Source organism: Novosphingobium sp. NBM11 (assembly GCF_015390225.1).
Classification (GTDB): domain Bacteria; phylum Pseudomonadota; class Alphaproteobacteria; order Sphingomonadales; family Sphingomonadaceae; genus Novosphingobium.
Map to the genome: position 1 here is coordinate 3,706,971 of NZ_VUOG01000001.1, position 22,757 is coordinate 3,729,727.

The window sequence follows — 22,757 nt, forward strand, 5'->3', positions numbered from 1 at the left end:
GCTACCAGCGCTTCGACCATTCGGGCAGCGCGCCTACGCGGCTTTTGCGCACCGCGCCACCCTGCCGGCGGCGCAGCCACAGGATCGACCAGTCGCCCCGCACCAGGCGCGCGGCAAGGCGCAGACCGGCACGGCGATAGGCGGCGCGCACCGCCGGTTCCTGCGTTTCGAGCAGACCGGCCAGCAGCACCGAGCCGCCGGGGGCGACCGCGCCGGCGAAGGCGGGGGCAAGTTCGGTCAATGGCCCCGCCAGGATATTGGCGATGAGCAGGTCATAGGGCGCGCTGGCGGCGAGCAGCGGGTGATCCATCCCGGCGGCGACGACCATGGTCAGCGCGCCGGAACCATCGCCAATCGCCACGCCGTTGCCTTGCGCGTTCTCCAGCACCACCGGCGCGCAGACCGCGTCGATGTCGCTGGCGATGGTGCGCGCGGACGGCCACAGGTGCATCGCGGCGAAGGCGAGCAGACCGGTGCCGGTGCCGATGTCGGCCAGATTGCGCACGATGGTCCCCTGCGCCTTGATGTGCGCCAGCATGGCGAGGCAGCCGGCGGTGGTGGCGTGCTGGCCGGTGCCGAAAGCCTGGCTGGCGGGGATCACGAAGTTGCGGATGCCGGCTTCTTCGCGCGGCGGATATTCCGGCGTGTGGACGTGGAACGGGCTTTCGTCGATCGGCTCGACCCCGGCCTGGCTCAGCGTGACCCAGTCCTCGTCCGGCAGTTTCTCGATCAGCAGATCGGGTTCGGCATCCGCGAACAGCGCGGTGATCGCCGCCTTGTCCGCGCGGCCCGGCTTGCGCGGAAGCCACGCTTCGAGCTGCCAGTCCTCCGGCTTGTCTTCGGCGATCTCGCTGCCGGCGATGACAATGTCGGCATCCCAGTCGAACACGTCCTCGTGCGCGGTGAGCGCGGCCTGGATGACGGGACGCGGCGCGTAAACGGTGATTTTCCAGCTCATGGTCGTGGCGTCGTGTCCTTCAGGGCCTTGTTCAACCGATCCTGCGCCCCATCGACGAGCACACGGCAGGCGCCGGGATCGCGCAGCGGCGCTTGCCCGGCCATCCGTTCGATCAAATCGCTGGCCGACGGGTGCGGGGTGAGCAGGATGCCGCAATCCCACGCACGCACGCGGGCGAAAGTGCGGCGGAACATGGCCACGCGATCAGGGTGATCCGCGAAGCGGTAGCTGCCCAGCGGCAGAGCGGTCAGGCTGTCGACATAGGTGAAGCGCTGGCAGCCGGCGTTGCCGCCGCAACTGGTCCAGCGCCAGCTGGTCGAACCTTCGGTATGGCCGGGCGTTGCCAGCGCGGTCAGCGCCAGCGGCCCCACGCGCAACACTTCGCCATCGCGCAGCACGCGATCGACGCGGACCGGCGCGAAGGGATCGATGTGGCCGGCCTGCGGATCGGCGGGGCTGGTCTTGCCGCTGGTCAACGCCGGCAGCCCCGCGCGCAGCGCCGCGATCTTCGCGCCGGTGGCGCGTTGCAGCGCGGCCAGGCCGCCGACATGGTCGAAATGCTCGTGGCTGGTCACGATCCAGCGGATCGTGCGCGGATCGACGCCGGCGGCGCGGATGTTGGCAAGGATCGACGGGGCGGCCTGCTGGGTCACGGCATCGATCAGCACATTGCCCTGTGGCGATGTGAGCAGGATCGCGCTGACCGTGCAGGTGCCGACGTACCACACGTTGCCATAGATGCGCGCGGCGGGCGCGGGATCGGAAAAGCTGTCCTTGCCCTCGCAGGCGGACAGGATCGCCCGCGCCGCCACGGGTTCGGCGGGGGCCGGCGCGGTGGCGGCATGGGCGGGCGGAGCGCCGGCCAGCAAAAGGGCGGCAAGGGCAAGCGCTTTAGCGGACATAGCTGGCTCCGTTGGCGTCGATCACCGCGCCGGTCATGCTGGGAGGCGCGTCGAGCGCGCAGAATACCGCGATGGCGGCGATTTCGTCGGGCGTGGCGACGCGGCCCAGCGGAATGTCCGCCAGCAGGCCGGGGCCGCCCCGGGTTGCGAGATAATCGCCCGCCATGGCCGTATCGGTGAAGCCCGGCGTGATCGCGTAACTGAGGATGCCCTTCGCCGCATAGCCGCGCGCGATGGTCTTGTGCAGCGCCAGCATCCCGCCCTTTGCGGCGGCATAGTGCCAGTGCTCCGGCGAGTCTCCCCGATAGCCGGCGCGGCTGGCGATATGAACGATGCGCCCTGCCACGCCGCGCTCCAGCCAGTGCCGCACGGCGAAGCGCGATAGCTGCGCGGCGGAGGTCAGGTTGATCCGCAGCGTGTCCTCCCACCCGTCGAGCCAGGCGATGTCGGACCGGTCGAGCGGGTTCGCCTCGAACAGGCCGGCATTGTTGACCAGCACATCGATCGTGCCGCCCGCCTGGGCCAGGGCGGCCTGCCACAGCTGTTGCGGCGCGGAAGGGTCGGACAAGTCGGCGGCCAGCGTTCCGGCGCGGGGTGTGTTGCCATGCCGGATGGCGTGGGCTCCGCGCGCATCCAGGCTCTTGGCGATGGCTGCGCCGATGCCGCGCGACGATCCGGTGACGAGGACGTGGGGGAAGGTCATGAAGTTCCTCTTGCAGTCGGTTTCGTTGCGGTGCAACCGCGTCGGCGCCAAGCGGGGCGAATTGTACTTTGGTCCGCTTGCACAGGTCGGCATTTCGACTAATACCGAATCGCTTCCCGATCGCGGCCCAAAACGCGATCGCCAACCATTTTAGGGGGTTCACATGGCGCAGGCGCGCAGCAACCGGCCGATTTCGCCGCATCTCCAGATCTGGCGTTGGGGTCCGGCCATGCTGGTTTCGATCCTTCACCGCGTTACCGGCAATGGCCTGGCTTTTGCCGGTCTTGGCCTGCTCCTGTGGTGGGTCGGCGCGATCGCCAGCGGTCCCGAAGCCTATGCAAGCTTCCTGGGCTGGGTCTGGACCGGCACCGGCGGCGCGCTCCAGTTCGTCACCGCCATTCTGGGCAAGATCGTGTTCGTGGGCCTGACCTGGGCGTTCTTCCAGCACCTTGCCAGCGGCGTGCGCCACCTGATCCTCGATATCGGCGCCGGTTACGAACTGCACGCCAATGCGCGCTGGTCGGTTGTCACGCTGATCTTCTCGATCGCTTCCACCATCCTTTTCTGGGCTTTCCTGCTGCTGCGCTAAGCGCCGGCAGGGTCCATTCAAACGTCGGGGATACCATGGGTAACGGAACCTCAATCGGACGCGTCCGCGGGCTGGGCTCCAGCCATCAGGGCGCGCATCACTGGCTGCTCTCGCGTCTGACCGCGGTCGGCAACATCGTCCTCATCCCGTTCCTGCTGGCCAGCCTGGCGCTGCTGCCGGCCTACGATTATGCGACGGTCCATGCCTGGGCGGCGCGTCCGCTCTCGTCCACGGCGCTGATCCTGATCATGATCAACACGTTCTATCACGCGCGCCTTGGCGTGCAGGTGATGCTCGAGGACTACCTGCACGAGGATGCCGGCAAGTTCACCGCCTGGCTGCTCGTCAACCTCGTGCCTTTCGCCGGTGCCGCTTTTGGCATCCTTTCGGTTCTCCGCATCGCTCTCGGGGGCGCCTGATCCATGGCTTCTTCTGCTTCCACCCAGCCCGCCTACAAGATCATCGACCATACCTATGACACGGTCGTGGTCGGCGCGGGCGGTTCCGGCCTGCGCGCCACGATGGGCAGCGCCCAGGCGGGCTTGCGCACGGCCTGCATCACCAAGGTCTTCCCCACGCGCTCGCACACCGTGGCGGCGCAGGGCGGCATCGCCGCCTCGCTCCAGAACAACACGCCGGATCACTGGACCTGGCATATGTACGATACCGTCAAGGGATCGGACTGGCTGGGCGACCAGGACGCGATCGAATACATGGTGCGCGAAGCGCCGGCGGCGGTGTACGAGCTTGAACACGCGGGCGTGCCGTTCAGCCGAAACAAGGACGGCACGATCTACCAGCGTCCGTTCGGCGGCCACATGCAGAACATGGGCGAAGGCCCACCGGTGCAGCGCACCTGCGCGGCGGCGGACCGCACCGGCCACGCCATGCTCCACGCGCTGTACCAGCAATCGCTGAAGTACGACGCGGACTTCTTCATCGAATACTTCGCGATCGATCTGATCATGGAAAACGGCGAATGCCGTGGCGTGATCGCGATGTGCCTCGATGACGGCTCGATCCACCGCTTCCGCAGCCACGCGGTCGTGCTGGCGACGGGCGGCTACGGCCGTTGCTACTTCACCGCCACCTCGGCCCATACCTGCACCGGCGACGGCGGCGGCATGGTGCTGCGCGCCGGCCTGCCGCTGCAGGACATGGAATTCGTGCAGTTCCACCCCACCGGCATTTACGGCGCGGGCGTGCTCATCACCGAAGGCGCGCGCGGCGAGGGCGGCTACCTCACCAATTCCGAAGGCGAGCGCTTCATGGAGCGCTATGCCCCTTCGGCGAAGGACCTCGCCAGCCGCGACGTCGTTTCGCGCTCGATGGCCATGGAAATCCGCGAAGGCCGTGGCGTTGGCCCGCACAAGGACCACATCTACCTGCACCTCGATCACATCGATCAGAAGGTGCTGGCGGAACGCCTGCCGGGCATTACCGAAAGCGGCAAGATCTTCGCCGGCGTGGACCTGACGCGCCAGCCGCTGCCGGTCGTTCCCACGGTCCACTACAACATGGGCGGCATCCCGACGAACTACCACGGCGAAGTCGTGACGATCGGCGCCGACGGCAACCCCGAAACGGTCGTCCCCGGCCTGTTCGCGGTGGGTGAGGCCGCCTGCGTTTCGGTCCATGGCGCCAACCGCCTCGGCTCGAACTCGCTGATCGACCTCGTGGTGTTCGGCCGCGCCACCGGCCTGCGCCTGAAGGAACTGGTCAAGCCCGGCACCGCGCACAACTCGCTTCCCAAGGACAGCGCGGACCTCGCGCTCGGCCGCCTCGACCACTTCCGCAACGCCAAGGGTGGTTCGCCGACCGCGGAAATCCGCGTGGAGATGCAGCGCACGATGTCGGGCCACGCAGCGGTGTTCCGCACCGACGAACTGATGGCCGAAGGCAAGGTGAAGCTGGGCGAAACCTACCAGCGTATGCAGGACGTTAACGTGTCCGACCGTTCGCTGATCTGGAACTCGGACCTGATCGAGACGCTGGAACTCGACAACCTGATCGCGCAGGCGTCGGTCACCATGCACGGCGCCTACAACCGCAAGGAAAGCCGCGGCGCCCACGCGCACGAGGACTTCCCGAACCGCGACGACAAGAACTGGATGAAGCACACTGTCGCCTGGTTCGACGGCTGGGGCGGCCAGGGCGGCGGCGTGAAGCTGGATTACCGCCCGGTCCACGAATACACGCTGACCGACGATGTCGAGTACATCAAGCCCAAGGCCCGCGTGTACTGATCGATCTTCGCGGACACGCGAACAGCAAAAGACCCCCGGAGCGATCCGGGGGTCTTTTTGTATCGGCCGGAATGTTATCGCCGCCGCGGCGTGGGCTGGACGACTGCGCGCGATTCGTAGCGGGTGCCGTCCTTGCTCTCTTTCGTGTCGCGGCTTTCCGCCTTGCTGTTGCGGTCCTCGGCCTCGCGCGTGGCCGTCAGCCGGGCGACATCGGCGGCGCTGGCGGCATGGGCCGGATAGCGGCAGCCGCGCTGCTGTCCTACGCCCTTGATGAAGGCGCGACGGACGGAACCGGCATAGAGCGCGACCTGCCACTGGCGCTGGTTTTCGTTGGCGCCCGAAATCTCGCGGATGATGCCGCCGAACGGGATCAGCGATCCCACCACCGATTTGGCGAGCGAACCCACGGTGTTGCCGCGCTTTTCGCCCGCAGTCTTTTCCTCGACCACGTCGATGTCGTCGCCCAGCACGGCGTCGAGCCGGCGCACTTCGCCCTGCAGGTCGCTGCACCGGCGCAGGCCGGTCAGATCATAGGGCTTGTCGCGGGCGTTCAGAAGGATGGGCGGAATATCCTCCTTCTTGAGGTTCATGTCCGACAGTGGCTTGGTCACCACGTCGCCGGCGGTCACGTCCTTGGGGGCGACCGCCGTCTGAGCCGAACCGCCGGCCGGGATCAGGCCGACGGTGAGCGTGGCGCAAAGGGCCGCGAGGGAAACGAGGCTTTGTTTCGTCATCGGTAAACTCCCCGGTTTGGAGAGAATACGCCCATTGCCGCTTCGGGTTCCTTAGGGCCTCATTGCCGCAGGTCGGAGAAGGTGTCGCACTGGTCCTCGTCGGCGGTTTCGATGCCCTTGCGCAGCCAGGTCATGCGCTGTGCGGCGCTGCCATGGGTGAACGCCGCTTCCACCGGCCGGCGACCGGCCGCCTTCATCAACGTATCGTCGCCGATCTGGTGCGCGGCTTTCAGCCCTTCCTCGATATCGCCCGGCTCGATCCGGTCCTTGTTGAGCCCGGCCCAGACGCCGGCATAGCAATCGGCCTGCAATTCCAGCCGCACCGAGAGTTCGTTGGCGCGGGAAGGATTGCGCTGTTGCAGGCTGTGGACCTGATCCGACAGGCCAAGCAGGTTCTGGATGTGATGGCCATATTCGTGCGCCATCACGTAATCGCGCGCGAAATCCCCGCCCGCGTCCATCTGCTTGTCCATTTCGTTGTAGAAATCGGTGTCGATGTAGATGCCCTGGTCCGGCGGGCAGTAGAACGGCCCCATCGCGCTTTGCGCCGCGCCGCAGCCCGATTGACCCTGCTGTGAATAGAACACCAGCTTGGGCGCGCGGAACGCGATCCCGGCCTTGTCGAAGCGCGGCTTCCACGTCTTGTTGAGCGAGGATAGCGCGTTGCAGCTTTCGCGGCTGAAGGCGTTGACGGCACAGATTTCCTGCACGCTGGAGCCGCCGTCCGCCTGCGCCGGGCCGGCGGGAAGGCTCTGCTGCTCCTGCGTCTGCTGCTGGAGCGAGCCGAGCATCTGCGCCGGATCGGCGCCGAACACGAAAACCGCGATCAGCGCGATGATGATCGTGCCGCAGCCGAGCCGCCCACCCGTGCCGCCGATGACGGGAAAGCCGCGACCGCCGCCGCCGCGCTGATCCTCCACGTTGATCGAATCGTCGAAGTCGTCGAGCCGCATCGTCTTGTCTGCCTGTCCTTTCCGGTCCCGGCTGCCGCTATGGCACAGAAAGGCCTGATCTGGCCAATGCCGCGAACGAACCTGCCCAGCTGTGGTTCATCTTTTGAACCCAAAGGAGGAACTTGCGCCGGCTTCGGGCATTTGCCAGCACGGGTCTGCGTTGAAGCGTTTGGGGGCGTCGATGAGTCGTGTTGGCAGGCTTCGGCTGGTTCGGGCGACGGCGGTGGCCGTGGCCGGGCTGTCGCTGCTCAACGCCGCTTCGCCCGTGTCGCGGCGGGACACGCCGCTGGAAGCCGCGCTGCGCAGTCATGTGGTCACGCTATCCAGCGAGGAATTCGGCGGCCGCGAGCCGGGCACCGACGGCGAGACGAAGACGTTGCGCTATCTTGCCCGGCAATGGTTCGACATCGGGCTGGAATCGGGCACGAACAATCCCGGCAGTGCGTGGTTCGCCCCCGTGGAACTGGTGGAGCGCGTGCCGGCTGCCTCGCGCGTGGCGTTCCGCCGCGGGAAACAGCGGTTGGCGGTTTCGCAGGACGGGGCTTTCGTCGTCACGTCCGGCCTGCGCAGCCTGGTAGAGAACGCGCCGGTGCTGTTCGTGGGGCATGGCACCGGGCCGGTGCCGCCGCGCGCGGAACTGGCGGGTCGGATCGCGCTGATGCTCGACAGCCTGCCGCCGGGGACACCCTCCGCCGCGACCGAGGACCGGCCGGGGCGTCTGCTCGATGCCGGTGCATCGGCGGTGATCGTGGTGCTGGACGGCGATCGGCGCATCGACGAAGTGACGGCCCGCCGTCGGCGCGCGGGCTATGCGCTGGCGGGCGGGCAATTGGGCGGGGACATCGAGGCTTTCGTGACTCCGGCCTTTGCCGGGCAGATGCTGGCGGGTGGCGCCGCGCGCGATGTGGTCGCCCTGCGGCACGAGGCGGCCGCGGCTGGCTTTGTTCCGCGCCTGCTGGGCGTGGAAGGATCGCTGGAGGCGACCAGCACGGAAACGCGCGTGCGGACGCACAACCTGATCGGCAAGATCGAGGGGCGCAATCCCGCCGCCGGCGCGGTGCTGGTGATGGCGCACTGGGATCACTTCGGCCAGTGCGGCACGCCGCCCAGGCTTTGCCCCGGCGCGGTCGACAATGCGTCGGGCGTGGCGGTGATCACCGAAGTCGCGCGCAGCCTGGTGCGCGGGCAGGCGCGCGGCGCCAAGCCCATGGACCGCGATGTCTATTTCGTCGCGACCACGGGCGAGGAGCTGGGTCTGCTGGGTGCGATGGCGTTTGCCGAGAACCCGCCGCTGCCGCTCGACAAGGTGGTGGCCGCCTTCAATGTCGACAGCACGGGGCTGGTGCCGGCCGGGCGGCCGGTCGCGATCGTCGGCCGGGGCATGACCGGGCTCGATGCCGGGATCGGCCGCGTGGTGGCGCGGATGAAGCGCAGGCTGGTGAATGACGATGCCGCCAACGCTTTCGTGCGGCGGCAGGATAGCTGGGCGCTGATGCAGCACGATGTACCGGCGGTGATGGTCAGCAGCAGCTATGGCGATCCCGAGCGGCTCGACCGGTTCATGAAGGAGCGCTACCACACCCCGGCGGACAAGGCGGACCTGATCGAGGTGGGCGGCATGGCCGATGACGTGACGCTGCACACCGAACTGGTGCGCGAATTTGCCGATGCGAAGCGGGTTGTGGCACCCGGATCGGGCGGCGGTGCGACCAAAGGCGCTACCCCCTAGCGCAAACCGCCCGGCTTGATTACATGGGCCGCCACGATTCTCCCCGGACTGAAAGTGGCAGCACCATGGATATCCCCCTCGGCCTTACCTTCGACGACGTACTTCTGCGTCCCGGCGAGTCCGATCTGCTGCCATCGCAGGCCGATACCCGCACCCGCCTGACCAGCGCGATCTCGCTCAACATTCCGGTGCTGTCTTCCGCGATGGACACCGTGACCGAGGCGGACATGGCGATCGTCATGGCGCAGCTGGGCGGGATCGGCGTGCTGCACCGGAACCTGACGGTGGAGGAACAGGCGGCAGCGGTCCGCGCGGTCAAGCGCTTCGAAAGCGGCATGGTGGTCAACCCGATCACGATCGCGCCCGATGCCACGCTGGGCGAGGCGCAGGCGATCATGCGCGCCAACAAGATCAGCGGCATTCCGGTGGTGGAGCCAAGCGGCAAGCTGCTTGGCATCCTTACCCATCGCGACGTGCGGTTTGCCGACAATCCGGCGCAGCCGGTGCGCGAACTGATGACGCACGAGAACCTGGCCACGGTGAAGCTCGGCACCAGCGGCGACGATGCGCGCCGCCTGCTGCACCAGCGCCGGATCGAAAAGCTGCTGGTGGTGGACGATGCCTTCCACTGCATCGGCCTGATCACGGTGAAGGACATCGAGAAGGCCGTGACGTTCCCCAGCGCCACCAAGGACGCGGCGGGCCGCCTGCGCGTGGCCGCCGCCACAACCGTGGGCGAAAAGGGGCTGGAGCGCACGAAGGCGCTGGTCGAGGCCGAATGCGACGTGATCATCATCGATACCGCGCATGGCCATAACCGCGATGTCGCGCGCGCGGTGGAAGCCGTGAAGAAGCTTTCCAACACGGTGCAAGTGATCGCCGGCAACGTCGCCACGGGCGAGGCGACGCGCGCACTGATCGATGCCGGGGCGGACGGCATCAAGGTGGGCATCGGGCCGGGATCGATCTGCACCACGCGCATCGTCGCGGGCGTGGGCGTGCCGCAGCTGACCGCCGTGATGGAATGCGCCGAGGAAGCCGATCGCAGCAATGTGCCGGTAATCGCCGATGGCGGCCTGCGCACCTCGGGCGATGCGGCCAAGGCGCTGGCGGCGGGCGCCAGCTCGATCATGATCGGTTCGATGCTGGCCGGCACCGAGGAAGCGCCGGGCGAGACGTTCCTTTACCAGGGCCGGGCCTACAAATCCTATCGCGGCATGGGATCGGTTGGCGCGATGGCGCGCGGTTCGGCCGATCGCTATTTCCAGCAGGACATCAAGGACCAGATGAAGCTGGTGCCCGAAGGCATCGAGGGACAGGTGCCCTACAAGGGACCGGCCAAGGACGTGGTCCACCAGCTCGTTGGCGGGATCAAGGCGGCCATGGGCTACACCGGCAGCGCCACGATCGAGAGCCTGCGCAAGAATGCCAAGTTCGTGCGCATCACCAACGCGGGCCTGCGCGAAAGCCACGTCCATGACGTGACGATCACGCGCGAGGCACCGAACTACCCCACGCGGTGACCCCCGCCGCGCGCGTCCAGGCCGCGATCGACATCCTTGACGCGATGATCGCGGCGGCGGCCCGGCAGGGCGCGTCGGCAGACCGGATCGCGGCGGAGTGGTTCCGGGCGCGGCGCTTCGTGGGATCGAAGGACCGCCGCGCGATCCGCGAACTGGCGTGGAACGCCATCCGCGCCTGCGGTGAAGCGCCGGCGAGCGGCCGTGCCGCGGTGCTGCGGCTGGCGGCGGAAGATTCCGTGCTGGCCGCCCTTTTCGATGGTTCCACCTATGGTCCCGCGCCGATCACGCCGGGCGAACCGGCGGCGGCGGGCGGCATTGCGCCGCGCTGGCTGGAGGAGGCGCTGCTGGCCTCGGGCCTCGATGCGGGCGAGCAGGGTGCCTTGCTGGGCAGGGCGCCGCTGGACCTGCGGGCCAACCGGCTGAAGATCACGCGCGAGGAACTGGCCGCGCGCCTGCCGGTGGCGGCGGAGCGCACCGTCGCGCCGGACGCGCTGCGCCTGCCGGCGGGCACCGCGGCGGAAAGCTGGCCGGAATTCGCGCAAGGGTTGTTCGAAGTGCAGGACACGGGCAGCCAGCTCGCCTGCGCGGCGCTGGCGGTTCAGCCGGGCGAAAGCGTGATCGACCTGTGCGCGGGCGCCGGCGGCAAGACGCTGGCGCTGGCGGCGGCGCTGGAGAACCGCGGGCATCTGCTGGCCTGCGATATCGACCGGCCGCGCCTGTCACGCTTGCCCGAACGCGCGGCGCGCGCGGGAGCGATCGCGGAAACGCGGCTGCTCGATCCGGACCGCGAAGCGGCGATGCTGGCGGACTGGGCGGGCAGGGCGGATGCCGTGCTGATCGATGCGCCCTGTTCGGGCACGGGCACCTGGCGGCGCAATCCCGAGGCGCGCTGGCGGTTGTCGCCCAACGCGATCGCACGGTACGCGGCGACGCAGGCGCGCTTGTTGCGCGTGGCGGCCGATCTGGTGCGTCCGGGCGGACGGCTGACCTATATCGTCTGTTCGCTGCTCGATGCCGAAGGCGCGGACGGGGTGGCTGCGTTCCTGGCCGAAAGGCAGGACTGGCGGTCCGATCTCCCGACGATGCCGGCCGGGCGGGCACGGGGGGCGGGATGGCGCCTCACGCCGGCACATGACGGGACCGACGGGTTTTTCTTCTCGACGCTTCGCCGCCTATGATAGATGATATGGCCATGACCGCCGGATCACCACGCCCTGGCTCCCGGCTGAAGGAGTTTGTGATGCGCTACACACCCGTTGCCCTTGCCCTTTCGTTGCTTGCCGGCGTCACCGGAAGCATGGGAACGGCAAAGGTGACCGAGGCGATCGACCCCCGGGCGCAGGCGTTGCTGGACGCGGGGCGCAAGGCGCTCACGGCGGGCGACGTTGAAGGGGCGACCAACAGCTTCGAGGCCGCGCTGGCGGTCGATCCGGGCAACACCGGCACGTTCGTGGCGCTGGCCGATGCCGCGCGGCGCAGCGGGATGCAGGGCAAGGCGATCCATTACTACCGGCTGGCACTGTCGCGCGATCCCAACAACCTGGCCGCCATTTCGGGCGAAGGCGGCGCGATGGTGGAAAAGGGCGCCGTCGACAAGGCGCGACGTAACCTGTCGCGGCTGGAAGGGCTGTGCGGCAAGACCTGCGCCGAGACCGAGGATCTGGCCGCCGTGATCGCCAAGGGACCGGCACCGAAGGTGGTTTCGGCCGAGGCGATCAAGCCCCAGCCGACGGTGGAATCGAACTGACGCAGCCCCGTCGACCTGTCAGATAAGGTCGCGGAATTCTTCCAGAACCTGACGGTAGACGCGCTTCTTGAACGGCACGATCACGTCCGGCAGCAGTTCCGGATCGATCCATTTCCATTCGCGGAATTCCGCGTGTTCGTGCGCGTCCAGCCGTACGTCCTGATCCTGCCCGATGAAGCGCAGCAGCAGCCATTTCTGCCGTTGCCCGCGATAGCGGCCCTTCCAGATCTTGCCGAGCAGCTCGTCGGGCAAATCGTAGAAGTATTCCTCGCGGCTTTCCGCGATGACCGTCACCAGATCGGGTGTGAGGCCGGTTTCCTCGCCCAGCTCGCGCAGCGCGGCGGGATGCAGTTCCTCGCCGTCGTCGATGCCGCCCTGCGGCATCTGCCAGGCTTCCCCCGCCCGTTCATCGATACGCCGGCCCACGAAAACCTGACCATGCGCGTTGACCAGCATCAGACCGACGCAGGGGCGGTAGGGAAGCCCCGCAAACTCTTCGTTCATTTCAACCTTTCCAGCAGCAGGCGGACCGCCTCGAAGATGGACCGCATGTCAGCCTGCGCGCTCGGCAGCGCCTTGCGGATCTGCGTGAACCCGTGGATCGTACCCTTCATTTCCAGGAAGATCACGTCCGATCCAGCGAGGATCAACTGAGCGCCATAGACCCGGCCGCTATCGCGAATCGGATCGAGACCTGCGGTGACCAGCACCGTGGGCGGCATGTTCGAGTGGTCGCCGTAGAGCGGATAGGCGCGCTTGTCACCCGGTACGGCGCGATAGCCATCGGCGAACCATTCCATCGTGTCCTTCGTCAGCAGGAAACCGTCGGCGAAGGAGAGGAACGAGTCGTGGTCGGGCCGGTCGTCGCTGAGAGGATAGATCGGCACCTGGATGACCACTGGAACAGCGGCGGGCTTTTCCTGCAGCGCCTGGGTGGTGACGATGGTGAGGTTGCCACCGGCCGAATCGCCCATGGGAATAAGGCCGGTGAACGTGCGACCGAGTTCCGCCGGGCTGCCGGCTACCCACCGCGTCGCGGCTTCGCAATCGTCGGGCGCGGCGGGGAAGGGGGCTTCGGGCGCGAGGCGATAATCCACCGCGACGACCGGCAGGTCCAGTTCGGCGGCGATTTCGGTGCAGAGGCGGTGGTGGGTTTCGAGATCGCCGATGACGAAGCCGCCACCGTGATAGAACATCACGACCGGGCCAGGTTCGCGCGTGTCGCGCGCGTCGTAGAAGCGCAGCGGGATCGGGCCGGCCGGGCCGGGGCAGGTCAGATCGCGGATCACCGCCAGATCGCGCGGGTCCTGCTCCGCCAGTTCCTGCATGGCCAGATAGCTGGCGCGTGCGGCTTCCAGCCCCAGCTGGCTCATCGGCGGGGCACCGGTGCCGTTGAGGTAATCGAGGAAACCCTTCACGTCGGGCCGGACGAAGTGCTGCGGGCGGTCGATCGTCTCACTGTCTGACATGGCTGCGGGTTCCTCTTCCGGTTGCCGGTGCGGCGGGTGGCGTTCCCGGTCCATTTGAGATCGGGAATCGTTTTTCGCCATCATGCCTAAGTCTGCTTTTGCAACTTGACTAGCGTCTCCGATGGGAATCAAGGACGTTCCAGCGTTTCGCGTCGAAGAGATTTTCTTCTTTGCGTGCGGATTGATGGAGACATAGGCGGATCGTGCTGCCAGAGCGCGGTTGCGCAGACGAGGAAGAGAATGGTTACAGCACTTGCAGAAGGTCCGGACGCCCTGACTGGCGGGACCACGCCCGCCGCACCCGAAGCGGTCGTCGTGCGCTTCGCGGGCGATTCCGGCGACGGGATGCAGCTTACCGGCGGTCAGTTCACGCTGTCGACCGCGCTGGCGGGCAACGATCTGGCGACGTTCCCGGACTTTCCGGCCGAAATCCGCGCGCCGCAGGGCACGCTGTTCGGCGTTTCCGCCTTCCAGATCAATTTCGGATCGACCGAGATCGAAACCGCGGGTGACGCGCCCGACGTGCTGGTGGCGATGAACCCGGCCGCGCTGAAGACCAACGTCGGCCAGCTGAAGGCCGGCGGCCTGATCATCGCGGACACCGGCGAATTCAACAAGCGCAACCTTGAAAAGGCGAAGTACGACCAGAACCCGCTCGAGGACGGCAGCCTCGAAAAGTGGCAGCTTCTGGCGTTCGACATTTCGGCGCTGACGCTCGAAGCGGTCAAGCCGTTCGGCCTGGGCAACAAGGAAGCCCTGCGCTGCAAGAACATGTGGACGCTGGGCCTGGCCCTGTGGATGTTCGATCGGGACCGCAAGCCGCTGGTGGACTGGCTGAACGCCAAGTTCGCCAAGGCCCCGGTGCTGGCCGAAGCCAACATCGCCGCGCTCAACGCCGGCCATGCTTATGGCGAGACGGCGGAACTCGCCGGGCCGCTGAAGCAGTATCACATCGCGCCGGTGGAAACCGCTCCGGGCCTCTATCGTACGGTGACGGGCGCGGAAGCGGTGAGCCTGGGCCTCGTGGCCGGGGCGCAGCTTGCGGAATTGCCCATGTTCTTCGGCGGCTATCCGATCACGCCGGCTTCGGCGATCCTGCACAATCTGGCCAAGCTCAAGGAATTCGGCGTCACCACCTTCCAGGCGGAAGACGAGATCGCCGCGATCGCTTCGGCCATCGGCGCGTCCTATGCGGGGCAGCTTGGCGTCACCTCGTCGTCCGGCCCCGGCATCGCGCTGAAGGGCGAGGCGATGGGCCTTGCCATCATGACCGAGCTGCCGCTGGTCATCGTCAATTCGCAGCGCGGCGGTCCTTCTACCGGCTTGCCGACCAAGACCGAGCAGTCGGATCTCTACCAGGCCGTCTATGGCCGCAACGGCGATGCGCCGATGCCGGTGATCGCGGCGCGTTCGCCGGCCGATGCCTTCGACTGCGCGATCGAGGCCTGCCGCATCGCGGTGGAATACATGACGCCGGTGATGCTGCTGACCGATGGCTATATCGGTAACGCCGCCGAGCCGTGGAAGGTGCCCGATCCGGCCAGCTACACACCGTTCCCAGCCAAGTTCCTCGAAGAGAAGAACGGCCCGGATGGCGAACTGCTGCCCTTCGCGCGCGACGAAAAGGGCGCGCGTCCGTGGATCAAGCCGGGTACGCCCGGCCTGATGCACCGCATCGGCGGCATCGAGAAGAACCCCGGCACCGGCAACATCGATTATTCGCCGGCCAGCCACCAGACCATGACCGACGCGCGCAAGGCCAAGGTGGACGGCGTCGCCCACGGCATTCCGCAGCAGGACGTGACGCTCGGCACCGAAGGCGGCAAGCTGGTGGTCGTCGGCTGGGGATCGACCTTCGGGCCGATCCATCAGGCCGTCCGCCGCGCGCGCGCCAGGGGGCTGGATGTCTCGCACGTCCATGTCCGCCATGTCTGGCCGCTGCCGACCAATCTGGGCGACCTGCTCGGCCAGTACGAGAACATCCTGGTGCCCGAGATGAACACCGGCCAGTTCAAGACCGTGCTGCGCGACCAGTTCCTGCTGGACGCGAAGCCGCTCAACAAGACGAGTGGCCAGCCGTTCACCATCGCCGAAATCGAAGCCGCGATCGAAGGAGCGCTGGCATGAACGACATGACCCCCATCAAGACCACGCTCAAGGACTGGGAAACCGATCAGGAAGTGCGCTGGTGCCCCGGTTGCGGTGACTACGCGATCCTGAAGGCGGTGCAGCGCACGCTGCCCGAGATCGGCGCGGACCCCGCCAAGACCGTGTTTGTTTCCGGCATCGGTTGCTCCAGCCGATTCCCCTACTACGTGGAAAGCTATGGCTTCCACACGATCCACGGCCGCGCGCCCGCGTTTGCGACCGGAATCAAGCTGGCCAATCCGGAACTCGACGTGTGGCTGGTCACCGGCGATGGCGATGGCATGTCGATCGGCGGCAATCACACGATGCACATCCTGCGGCGCAACGTGAACACGCAGATCCTGTTGTTCAACAACGAGATCTATGGCCTCACCAAGGGCCAGTATTCGCCCACCAGCCGCGAAGGCACGCATTCGCCGACCACGCCGCTCGGCTCGGTCGATCGCCCGGCGCTGCCCTGCGCGTTTGCGCTGGGCGCGGGCGCGCGCTTCATCGCGCGGGCCTATGACGTGTCGAAGGAACTGTCGTCGGTGCTCAAGGCCGCGCACGGCCATCAGGGGGCGGCGTTCGTGGAAATCTTCCAGAACTGCATCGTCTATAACAAGGACGTGTTCGCGAATTTCACCGAGAAGGCGACGGCCGATACCGGACAGCTCTGGCTCAAGGATGGCGAGCCCATGCTGTTCGCCAAGGGCACCAAGGGCATCGCGCTCGACATGGATACGCTGAGCCTCAAGGTCGTCGACGTGGTCGATGGCGATTGGCAGGCGGCGGGCGTGATCGTGCACAACGTGAAGAACCGGGCGATCGCGCATATGCTCGTCGAGATGCCGTTCGGCCCGTTTCCGATGGCGCTGGGCGTGATCTACGACGATCCCCGCCCGACCTACGAAGCGACCGTGCTGGCGCAGGATGCGCAGGCGCGCGCGGGCAAGAGCGCGAACCTCGCCAAGCTGCTCGCCAAGGGCCAGACCTGGACGGTGGACGCCTGAATCGCGCGACGGGGCCGGCAGGGCAGCGTTGGACAACCTGACCCATAGCCTTGTCGGCTGGGCGCTGGCCGAAACAGGGCTGAAGCACCGTACTCGCAAGGGACTGGCCGCCACGGTGCTGGCGGCCAACCTGCCCGATATCGATGTGTTTTTCGGCTGGGCGCCGTGGCCGCCGCTGGCGATGCACCGCGGTTTCACCCACGGCCTGATTGGTGGCGTGCTGGTGCTGCCGCCGGTGCTGGCGATACTGCTGTGGCTGCTGGACCGCTGGCAGGCGCGAAGCGGGCGGCTGACACATGATAGCCCGTCGATGCGCTTCGGCTGGCTGCTGGCGCTGTGCTGGATCGGCGCGTTGACCCACCCTCTGCTCGATCTGCAGAACGTCTATGCGATCCAGCTGCTTTCGCCGGCGAGCGCGCGCTGGTTCCATACCGACGGGTTGTTCATTATCTCGCCCTGGCTGCTGGCGATGCTGGGGCTGGGCATCTGGCGTGCCCGGCGGACCGGAAACGATCGCCCGGCGATCCTGGCGCTGGCGGGAGCCGCGCTGTTCATTGGCGGCAACATCGCCATTTCCGCGCTGGCATGGGCCGCGCCGACGCGCGATGCGCCTTACGCCGCGCCGGACCGGATCTTCGCCGCGCCCGAGCCGCTGCTGTTCTGGCGGCGCGATGTGGTCTGGCGACAAAACGGCTTCATCGCGCACGGGCGCTACGATCCGTTGCGCCGGCTCGACGGGTTGGTGGATTTCGACACGCCGATGGCCGACCGGATGCAGGAGCCGCTTGTCCGCCGCGCGGCGCAGGCCACGGCGCCGGCACGCAAGTTCCTGGCCTGGTCGCAAATGCCGGTGTCGCGCGTGGAACAAGGGCGCTGCCGTGCGGTGGTGACGTTTGGCGATGCCCGCTTCACCGGCCCCGCCATGAGCCGCAACTTCAACACCGTTGTCACGCTGCCCGTGGACGGAGCCGGGTGCGGGGGCGGATGACGTCTGCCCTTTGGGGCTGCTTCCGGATGACCGGGCGGGTCCGCTAGGAGAGTCCCCCGCATGAAGGACTGCGCATTTTCATGAAACCACCCGTCATTGTCTGGCTGCGTCGCGACCTGAGGCTGGCTGATCAGGCGGCGTTCCACGCGGCGGCGGCGGAAGGGCCGGTGATCCCGGTCTATGTACTGGACGATGAGACGCCGCGCCACCGGCGCATGGGCGCGGCGTCGCGCTGGTGGTTGCACCACAGCCTCGCCAGCCTGGACGCGGACTTGCGCGCTCGGGGATCGCGGCTGGTGCTGCGGCGGGGGCGCTGCGAGGACGTGCTGGCGGCGCTTGCCGCGCAAACGGGCGCCGTGCGGGTTCATGCCTTGCATCATTACGAGCCGTGGTGGCGCAATGCCGAGCGCGCGGTGGCGCAGCGGCTCGATCTGGTGCTCCATCACGGCAATTACCTCGCCCCGCCGGGATCGGTGCGAACCGGGGCAGGGCAACCCTATCGCATCTACACCCCGTTCTGGCGGGCGCTGACCGAACAGATGCCACCACCCGCGCCGCTGGCCGCGCCCGAAACCCTGCCCGCACCGGAGGCATGGCCGGAAAGCGACGCGCTGGCCGACTGGGCATTGCTGCCGGTCGTCCCGGATTGGGCCGGTGGCTTCCGCGCCGAATGGACGCCCGGCGAGTCCGGCGTGCGCGAACGGCTGGCGGCGTTCGCCGATCGTGCGCGGCGCTATGCCGAACGGCGCAACCTGCCCTCGGTGGAGGCGACATCGCGGCTTTCCCCGCACCTGCATTTCGGGGAGATATCGCCGGCGACAATCTGGCATGCGGTGCGCGACGCGGGCGGATCGGTCGGCACGTTCCTGGGGGAAGTGGGTTGGCGCGACTATGCGCAGAACGTGGTTCTCCAGTTCCCGGACTATGGCGCCCGCAACGCACGCGCGCCGTTCGATCAGATGGCATGGCGCACCGGGCCGGAGGCGGACCGCGATTTCCGCGCCTGGTGCCAGGGGCGCACCGGCTATCCCATCGTCGATGCCGGGATGCGCGAGCTGTGGGCTTCGGGCTGGATGCACAACCGCGTGCGGATGATCGCGGCCAGCTTCCTGATCAAGCATTTGCTGATCGACTGGCGGCGCGGCGAACAGTGGTTCTGGGATACGCTGGTCGATGCCGACTATGGCTCCAACGCGGTCAACTGGCAGTGGAGCGCGGGCACAGGCGTCGATTCCAACATGTTCGTGCGGATCATGGCCCCGCTGACGCAATCGCCCAAGTTCGACGCGGGGGATTATATCCGGCGCTGGGTGCCCGAACTGGCGGGCGTGCCCGATCCCCTTGTCCACGATCCGCCGGTGCGGCCCGGCGGCTACCCGGCGCCGATCATTGGCCACGCTGCAGGGCGCCAGCGCGCGCTGGAAGCCCATGCGGCTTTGAAGACGATCTGATCCTTTCTCGCGCCGGCCGGGATTGCGGTCCCGATATCAACCGCGCATAGTATCGCCATGAACGCGCAAACGCCGGTACGAGGTGGGCATCTGGTGGCGGGGGGCCGGTCGATGACCGCCGGCACGGGGCTGCTGGCACGGCTCATCACCGGATCGATGAGCCGCCTGCTGGACCGGATCGATACCGGGCTGGCGGAAGGATCGCTGCTGGCCCGTCTGCCCGATGGTTCCACCCGCTTGTTCGGCGCGCGTGCGCCGGGCTACGCGGCGGAAATCACGCTGCATGACTGGCGCGGATTGCTGCGGCTTGCGACGGCGGGCTCGGTCGGCTGGTATCAGGCCTGGGAAGCCGGCGAATGGGAAAGCCCGGACCCGGTAGCCCTGTTCGCACTGTTCATGCGCAACGCAAAGGCGATGGGAGACATGGCGCGCGCGAAGGGGCCCTGGCGCTGGGCCGGCCGCGTGCTGCACGCGTTGCGCCGCAACAACCGCAAGGGCGCGCGGCTGAACATTTCCGCACACTACGATCTCGGCAACGATTTTTACGCCTGTTGGCTCGATCCATCGATGAGCTATTCCAGCGCGCTGTGGGCCGGGCTTGCGCCCGATGCCGACCTGGAAACCGCCCAGGTCCACAAGGTCGATCGGCTGGCGGAACGGCTGCATCTTGCGCCGGGGGCGAGCGTGCTGGAGATCGGTTGCGGCTGGGGTTTCCTCGCCCGTCGGTTCGCGCAGGCCCACGGAGCGCGGGTCGTCGGCATCAGCCTGTCGGACGAGCAACTGGCCTGGGCGCGCGAACGGGCTGTGCCCGGCACCGATTATCGCCATCAGGACTATCGCGACGTCGATGGGCAATTCGATGCGATCGCCAGCGTGGAGATGGTCGAGGCGGTGGGCCGGCGGTTCTGGCCATCGTGGTTCGATTGCATTGCCCGCCATCTGAAACCCGGCGGACGCGCGGCTATCCAGTTCATTGCGATCCGCGACGACCTGTTCGATGCCTACGCCGCCAGCGCCGATTTCATTCAGGCCTACGTCTTCCCCGGCGGTCTGTTGATCCGCGAAAGCGCGTTCCGCGCGCTGGCCGCGGAACGCGGATTGGCGTGGGAGGACCGGCAGGATTTCGGCGCGGACTATGCCCGCACGCTGCGCCTGTGGCGCGAGGCGTTCGACCGTGCCGTGGAGGAAGGGCGCCTGCCGCCGGCGTTCGACGCCCGTTTCGTGCGCCTGTGGCGCTATTACCTGATGTATTGCGAGGGCGGCTTCATGGGCGGCGGAATCGACGTCAGCCAGGTCACGCTGGTGAAGCGGGGCTGAAGGATCAGGCTTCCACGCGCTCGCGGTGCGGGCTGTCGTGGGTTTCCTGCGCCAGCGCCACAATCCGCCCGGCGACGACGGCCGGCGCTTTCACCGAATTGGGGTCTTCGCCCGGATAGGCGCGAGCGCGCATCTTCGTGCGCGTGGCGCCTGGATCGAGCACGGTGACGCGGATGTTCGAGATCGCCCGGACTTCCTGCGCGTAGGATTCCAGCAGGTTGTCGAACGCCGCCTTGGAGGCGCCATAGGCGCCCCAGTAGGCGCGGGGTTTCGCGCCCACGCTGCTCGTCACGCCGATGACGCGGGCGTTGTCGCTGCGTTTCAGCATGGCGTCGAACCCGGCGATCAGCGCCTGCGTGGCCATCACGTTGAGCGTCATGGCCAGGTTGAACTCGCGCGGATCGATCTGCCACACGGGCGTCAGCGTGGGCAGCGTGGCGGCGTTGATGACCAGGATGTCGAGCGCGCTCCAGCGGCTGGAGATGGCCGTGGCGAGCCGCGCGATGCCTTCCGGTTCGGTCAGATCGACCGGCGCGATCGTGGCGCTGCCGCCGGCCTGGAAGATTTCCTCCTCGACCTGCTCAAGCTCCTTGGCCGATCGCGCGACGAGCACCACATGCGCGCCAGCGGCGGCCAGGGCGCGCGCGGTTTCCGCGCCGATGCCCCGGCTGGCGCCCGTGACCAGCGCGACCTGCCCCGTCAGGGGGCCGCTGCCCTGCGTCATTCAGGCGACCTTTCCGACCGGCAGGGGCAGTTGATCGGTGGCGTCGCGATCGCCCACGTCGGTCAGCCGCGTCGGGTAATCGCCGGTGAAGCAGGCATCGCAATACTGCGGGCAGCCGTTGTTGCGCTGCGCTTCGCCCACCGCGCGGTAAAGCCCGTCGATCGAGACGAACGCCAGGCTATCGGCCTGGATGAAATCGGCCATCGCCGGCACGTTCATGCGCGCGGCGAGCAGCTTCGACCGTTCCGGGGTATCCACGCCATAGAAGCAGGAATGCTCTGTCGGCGGGCTGGCGACGCGCATGTGCACTTCGCTGGCACCGGCATCGCGCATCATCTGCACGATCTTCATGCTGGTGGTGCCGCGCACGATCGAATCGTCGATCAGCACGATCCGCTTGCCTTCCACCAGCGCACGGTTGGCGTTGTGCTTGCGCTTCACGTCGGCATGGCGCGCGCCGTCCGACGGCTGGATAAAGGTGCGGCCGACATAGTGCGAGCGGATGATGCCCAGCTCGAACGGAATGCCCGACTGCTGCGCGTAGCCAAGCGCCGCCGGTACGCCGCTGTCGGGCACGGGGATCACCAGATCGGCATCGGCGGGGCTTTCGATGGCGAGCTGCGCGCCGATCGCCTTGCGTACCTGATAGACCGAACGGCCGCCCATCAGCGAATCCGGACGGCTGAAATAGACGTGCTCGAAAATGCACGGGCGGGCGCTGGTGTTGCCGAACGGACGGTGGCTTTCGATCGCGCCGTCATGCGCCACGCGGATCAGTTCGCCGGGATCGACTTCGCGCACGAAGTCCGCACCCACCACGTCGAGCGCGACGGTTTCGCTGGCGAAGACCACCGCATCGCCGATCTTGCCCATCACCAGCGGGCGGATACCCAGCGGATCACGGCAAGCGATCATGCCGGCCGGTGTCATGCAGATCAGCGAATAGGCGCCTTCGACCAGCCGCAGCGCATCGACGAAGCGATCGAGCAGGGTGGGATAGCGGCTGGTGGCGACGAGGTGGATGATGACTTCGGTGTCGGAGGTCGACTGGAAGATCGCGCCTTTGCGCACGAGATCGCGCTTCAGGTACATCGCGTTGGAGATGTTGCCGTTGTGCGCGATGGCGAAGCCGCCCGTGGCAAGATCGGCGAACAGCGGCTGCACGTTGCGCAGGCCCGACCCGCCGGTGGTGGAATAGCGGACGTGGCCGGCGGCCGTAGATCCGGGCAGTTCCGCCAGCGCCTGTTCGCTGGAAAAGTTCTGCGCAACGTGGCCGATGCCACGGCGGGAATAGAATTCCTGCCCATCGAAGCTGGTGATGCCCACCGCTTCCTGCCCGCGATGCTGGAGGGCATGCAGCCCCAGCGCAACCATCGCGGCCGCATCCCGCGTGCCGATTACGCCGAAGATGCCGCACTCTTCGCGCAGCTTGTCGCCATCCACGTCCCAGGGTGCGTGGTCATGTGTAAGATCGGTGAAAGTCATGGGTCCTCGAGGACTCGTCACGAGGGCGCAACAGCGCCGGCCAGCGAAGGCGCCCATGTGGCCCCGATTGCCCCGGAACGCAAGGGGCGGGCACGACAT

General features: G+C 67.4%; 21 protein-coding genes. 12 read left to right on the plus strand and 9 right to left on the minus strand.

The window, feature by feature from the left end:
- Position 1: 1 nt before the first annotated feature.
- Genes F1640_RS17905 through F1640_RS17915 form a run of 3 tightly spaced genes read right to left on the minus strand, consistent with a single transcriptional unit; the run spans position 2 to position 2,563 of the window.
- Positions 2–958, minus strand: coding sequence for a 50S ribosomal protein L11 methyltransferase (locus tag F1640_RS17905; protein WP_194920490.1), 957 nt, complete (start codon positions 956–958; stop codon positions 2–4).
- Positions 955–1,860: a subclass B3 metallo-beta-lactamase gene (gene bla, locus F1640_RS17910; protein ID WP_194920492.1), complete on the minus strand. Its 906-nt coding sequence runs from the start codon at positions 1,858–1,860 to the stop codon at positions 955–957. The genes F1640_RS17905 and bla overlap by 4 nt, the downstream gene beginning before the upstream one ends.
- Entirely contained in the window at positions 1,850–2,563 is a 714-nt protein-coding gene (locus tag F1640_RS17915; protein WP_194920493.1) for an SDR family NAD(P)-dependent oxidoreductase, read from the minus strand. The genes bla and F1640_RS17915 overlap by 11 nt, the downstream gene beginning before the upstream one ends.
- Positions 2,564–2,726: 163 nt before the next feature.
- Here F1640_RS17915 and sdhC point away from each other — a divergent pair, with 163 nt between their 5' ends.
- From sdhC to sdhA, 3 genes are read left to right on the plus strand one after another with little or no spacing between them, the layout of a single operon-like run.
- Positions 2,727–3,152, plus strand: a complete 426-nt coding sequence (gene sdhC / locus F1640_RS17920; protein WP_124809770.1) for a succinate dehydrogenase, cytochrome b556 subunit — start codon at positions 2,727–2,729, stop codon at positions 3,150–3,152.
- 35 nt (positions 3,153–3,187) lie between these two features.
- The gene (gene sdhD, locus F1640_RS17925) at positions 3,188–3,571 is read left to right on the plus strand and encodes a succinate dehydrogenase, hydrophobic membrane anchor protein (protein WP_124809771.1); all 384 of its coding nucleotides are present in this window, start codon (positions 3,188–3,190) and stop codon (positions 3,569–3,571) included.
- A 3-nt stretch (positions 3,572–3,574) separates the two neighbouring features.
- Complete coding sequence (gene sdhA / locus F1640_RS17930) at positions 3,575–5,398, plus strand: succinate dehydrogenase flavoprotein subunit (protein WP_124809772.1); 1,824 nt, start codon at positions 3,575–3,577, stop codon at positions 5,396–5,398.
- 74 nt (positions 5,399–5,472) lie between these two features.
- On the opposite strand, the gene F1640_RS17935 is transcribed toward sdhA, so the two are convergent.
- Together F1640_RS17935 and F1640_RS17940 are read right to left on the minus strand one after the other, a co-directional pair.
- Positions 5,473–6,132, minus strand: a complete 660-nt coding sequence (locus F1640_RS17935) for a hypothetical protein (RefSeq protein ID WP_190287264.1) — start codon at positions 6,130–6,132, stop codon at positions 5,473–5,475.
- Positions 6,133–6,191: 59 nt separating this feature from the next.
- On the minus strand, positions 6,192–7,085 hold the full coding sequence (locus F1640_RS17940) for a neutral zinc metallopeptidase (protein ID WP_194920495.1): 894 nt from the start codon (positions 7,083–7,085) through the stop codon (positions 6,192–6,194).
- 181 nt (positions 7,086–7,266) lie between these two features.
- Here F1640_RS17940 and F1640_RS17945 point away from each other — a divergent pair, with 181 nt between their 5' ends.
- The 4 genes from F1640_RS17945 (at position 7,267) to F1640_RS17960 (ending at position 12,084) form a co-directional block, all read left to right on the plus strand.
- Entirely contained in the window at positions 7,267–8,814 is a 1,548-nt protein-coding gene (locus F1640_RS17945) for a M28 family metallopeptidase (protein ID WP_194920498.1), read from the plus strand.
- 65 nt (positions 8,815–8,879) lie between these two features.
- Positions 8,880–10,337 (plus strand): IMP dehydrogenase, encoded by a 1,458-nt coding sequence (guaB, locus tag F1640_RS17950; protein WP_124809775.1) that lies wholly within the window; start codon positions 8,880–8,882, stop codon positions 10,335–10,337.
- Positions 10,334–11,515: an RsmB/NOP family class I SAM-dependent RNA methyltransferase gene (locus F1640_RS17955; protein WP_194920500.1), complete on the plus strand. Its 1,182-nt coding sequence runs from the start codon at positions 10,334–10,336 to the stop codon at positions 11,513–11,515. Before guaB ends, F1640_RS17955 begins: the two co-directional genes overlap by 4 nt.
- A gap of 62 nt (positions 11,516–11,577) precedes the next feature.
- The gene (locus F1640_RS17960; RefSeq protein WP_223806657.1) at positions 11,578–12,084 is read left to right on the plus strand and encodes a tetratricopeptide repeat protein; all 507 of its coding nucleotides are present in this window, start codon (positions 11,578–11,580) and stop codon (positions 12,082–12,084) included.
- Positions 12,085–12,102: 18 nt separating this feature from the next.
- Here the strand turns inward: F1640_RS17960 and F1640_RS17965 are convergent, their stop codons facing one another.
- Entirely contained in the window at positions 12,103–12,588 is a 486-nt protein-coding gene (locus F1640_RS17965) for an RNA pyrophosphohydrolase (RefSeq protein WP_124809778.1), read from the minus strand.
- Complete coding sequence (locus F1640_RS17970; protein WP_194920501.1) at positions 12,585–13,553, minus strand: alpha/beta hydrolase; 969 nt, start codon at positions 13,551–13,553, stop codon at positions 12,585–12,587. Before F1640_RS17970 ends, F1640_RS17965 begins: the two co-directional genes overlap by 4 nt.
- Positions 13,554–13,793: 240 nt before the next feature.
- Between F1640_RS17970 and F1640_RS17975 the strand changes: the two genes are divergently transcribed.
- The 5 genes from F1640_RS17975 to F1640_RS17995 all read left to right on the plus strand — a co-directional run bounded on the left by F1640_RS17975 (position 13,794) and on the right by F1640_RS17995 (position 20,449).
- Positions 13,794–15,680, plus strand: coding sequence for a 2-oxoacid:acceptor oxidoreductase subunit alpha (locus tag F1640_RS17975; protein ID WP_194920502.1), 1,887 nt, complete (start codon positions 13,794–13,796; stop codon positions 15,678–15,680).
- The gene (locus F1640_RS17980) at positions 15,677–16,693 is read left to right on the plus strand and encodes a 2-oxoacid:ferredoxin oxidoreductase subunit beta (RefSeq protein ID WP_194920503.1); all 1,017 of its coding nucleotides are present in this window, start codon (positions 15,677–15,679) and stop codon (positions 16,691–16,693) included. Before F1640_RS17975 ends, F1640_RS17980 begins: the two co-directional genes overlap by 4 nt.
- Positions 16,694–16,721: 28 nt before the next feature.
- On the plus strand, positions 16,722–17,681 hold the full coding sequence (locus tag F1640_RS17985; RefSeq protein WP_194920504.1) for a metal-dependent hydrolase: 960 nt from the start codon (positions 16,722–16,724) through the stop codon (positions 17,679–17,681).
- Positions 17,682–17,761: 80 nt separating this feature from the next.
- Positions 17,762–19,132: a deoxyribodipyrimidine photo-lyase gene (locus tag F1640_RS17990; RefSeq protein WP_194920505.1), complete on the plus strand. Its 1,371-nt coding sequence runs from the start codon at positions 17,762–17,764 to the stop codon at positions 19,130–19,132.
- Between the two features lie 57 nt (positions 19,133–19,189).
- The gene (locus tag F1640_RS17995; RefSeq protein WP_194920506.1) at positions 19,190–20,449 is read left to right on the plus strand and encodes a cyclopropane-fatty-acyl-phospholipid synthase family protein; all 1,260 of its coding nucleotides are present in this window, start codon (positions 19,190–19,192) and stop codon (positions 20,447–20,449) included.
- A gap of 4 nt (positions 20,450–20,453) precedes the next feature.
- On the opposite strand, the gene F1640_RS18000 is transcribed toward F1640_RS17995, so the two are convergent.
- The gene (locus F1640_RS18000; protein WP_194920507.1) at positions 20,454–21,173 is read right to left on the minus strand and encodes an SDR family NAD(P)-dependent oxidoreductase; all 720 of its coding nucleotides are present in this window, start codon (positions 21,171–21,173) and stop codon (positions 20,454–20,456) included.
- Positions 21,174–22,658 carry an amidophosphoribosyltransferase gene (gene purF, locus F1640_RS18005; protein WP_124809786.1) on the minus strand — a complete coding sequence of 495 codons (1,485 nt, stop codon included), beginning with the start codon at positions 22,656–22,658 and terminating at the stop codon, positions 21,174–21,176.
- Positions 22,659–22,757 lie beyond the last annotated feature (99 nt).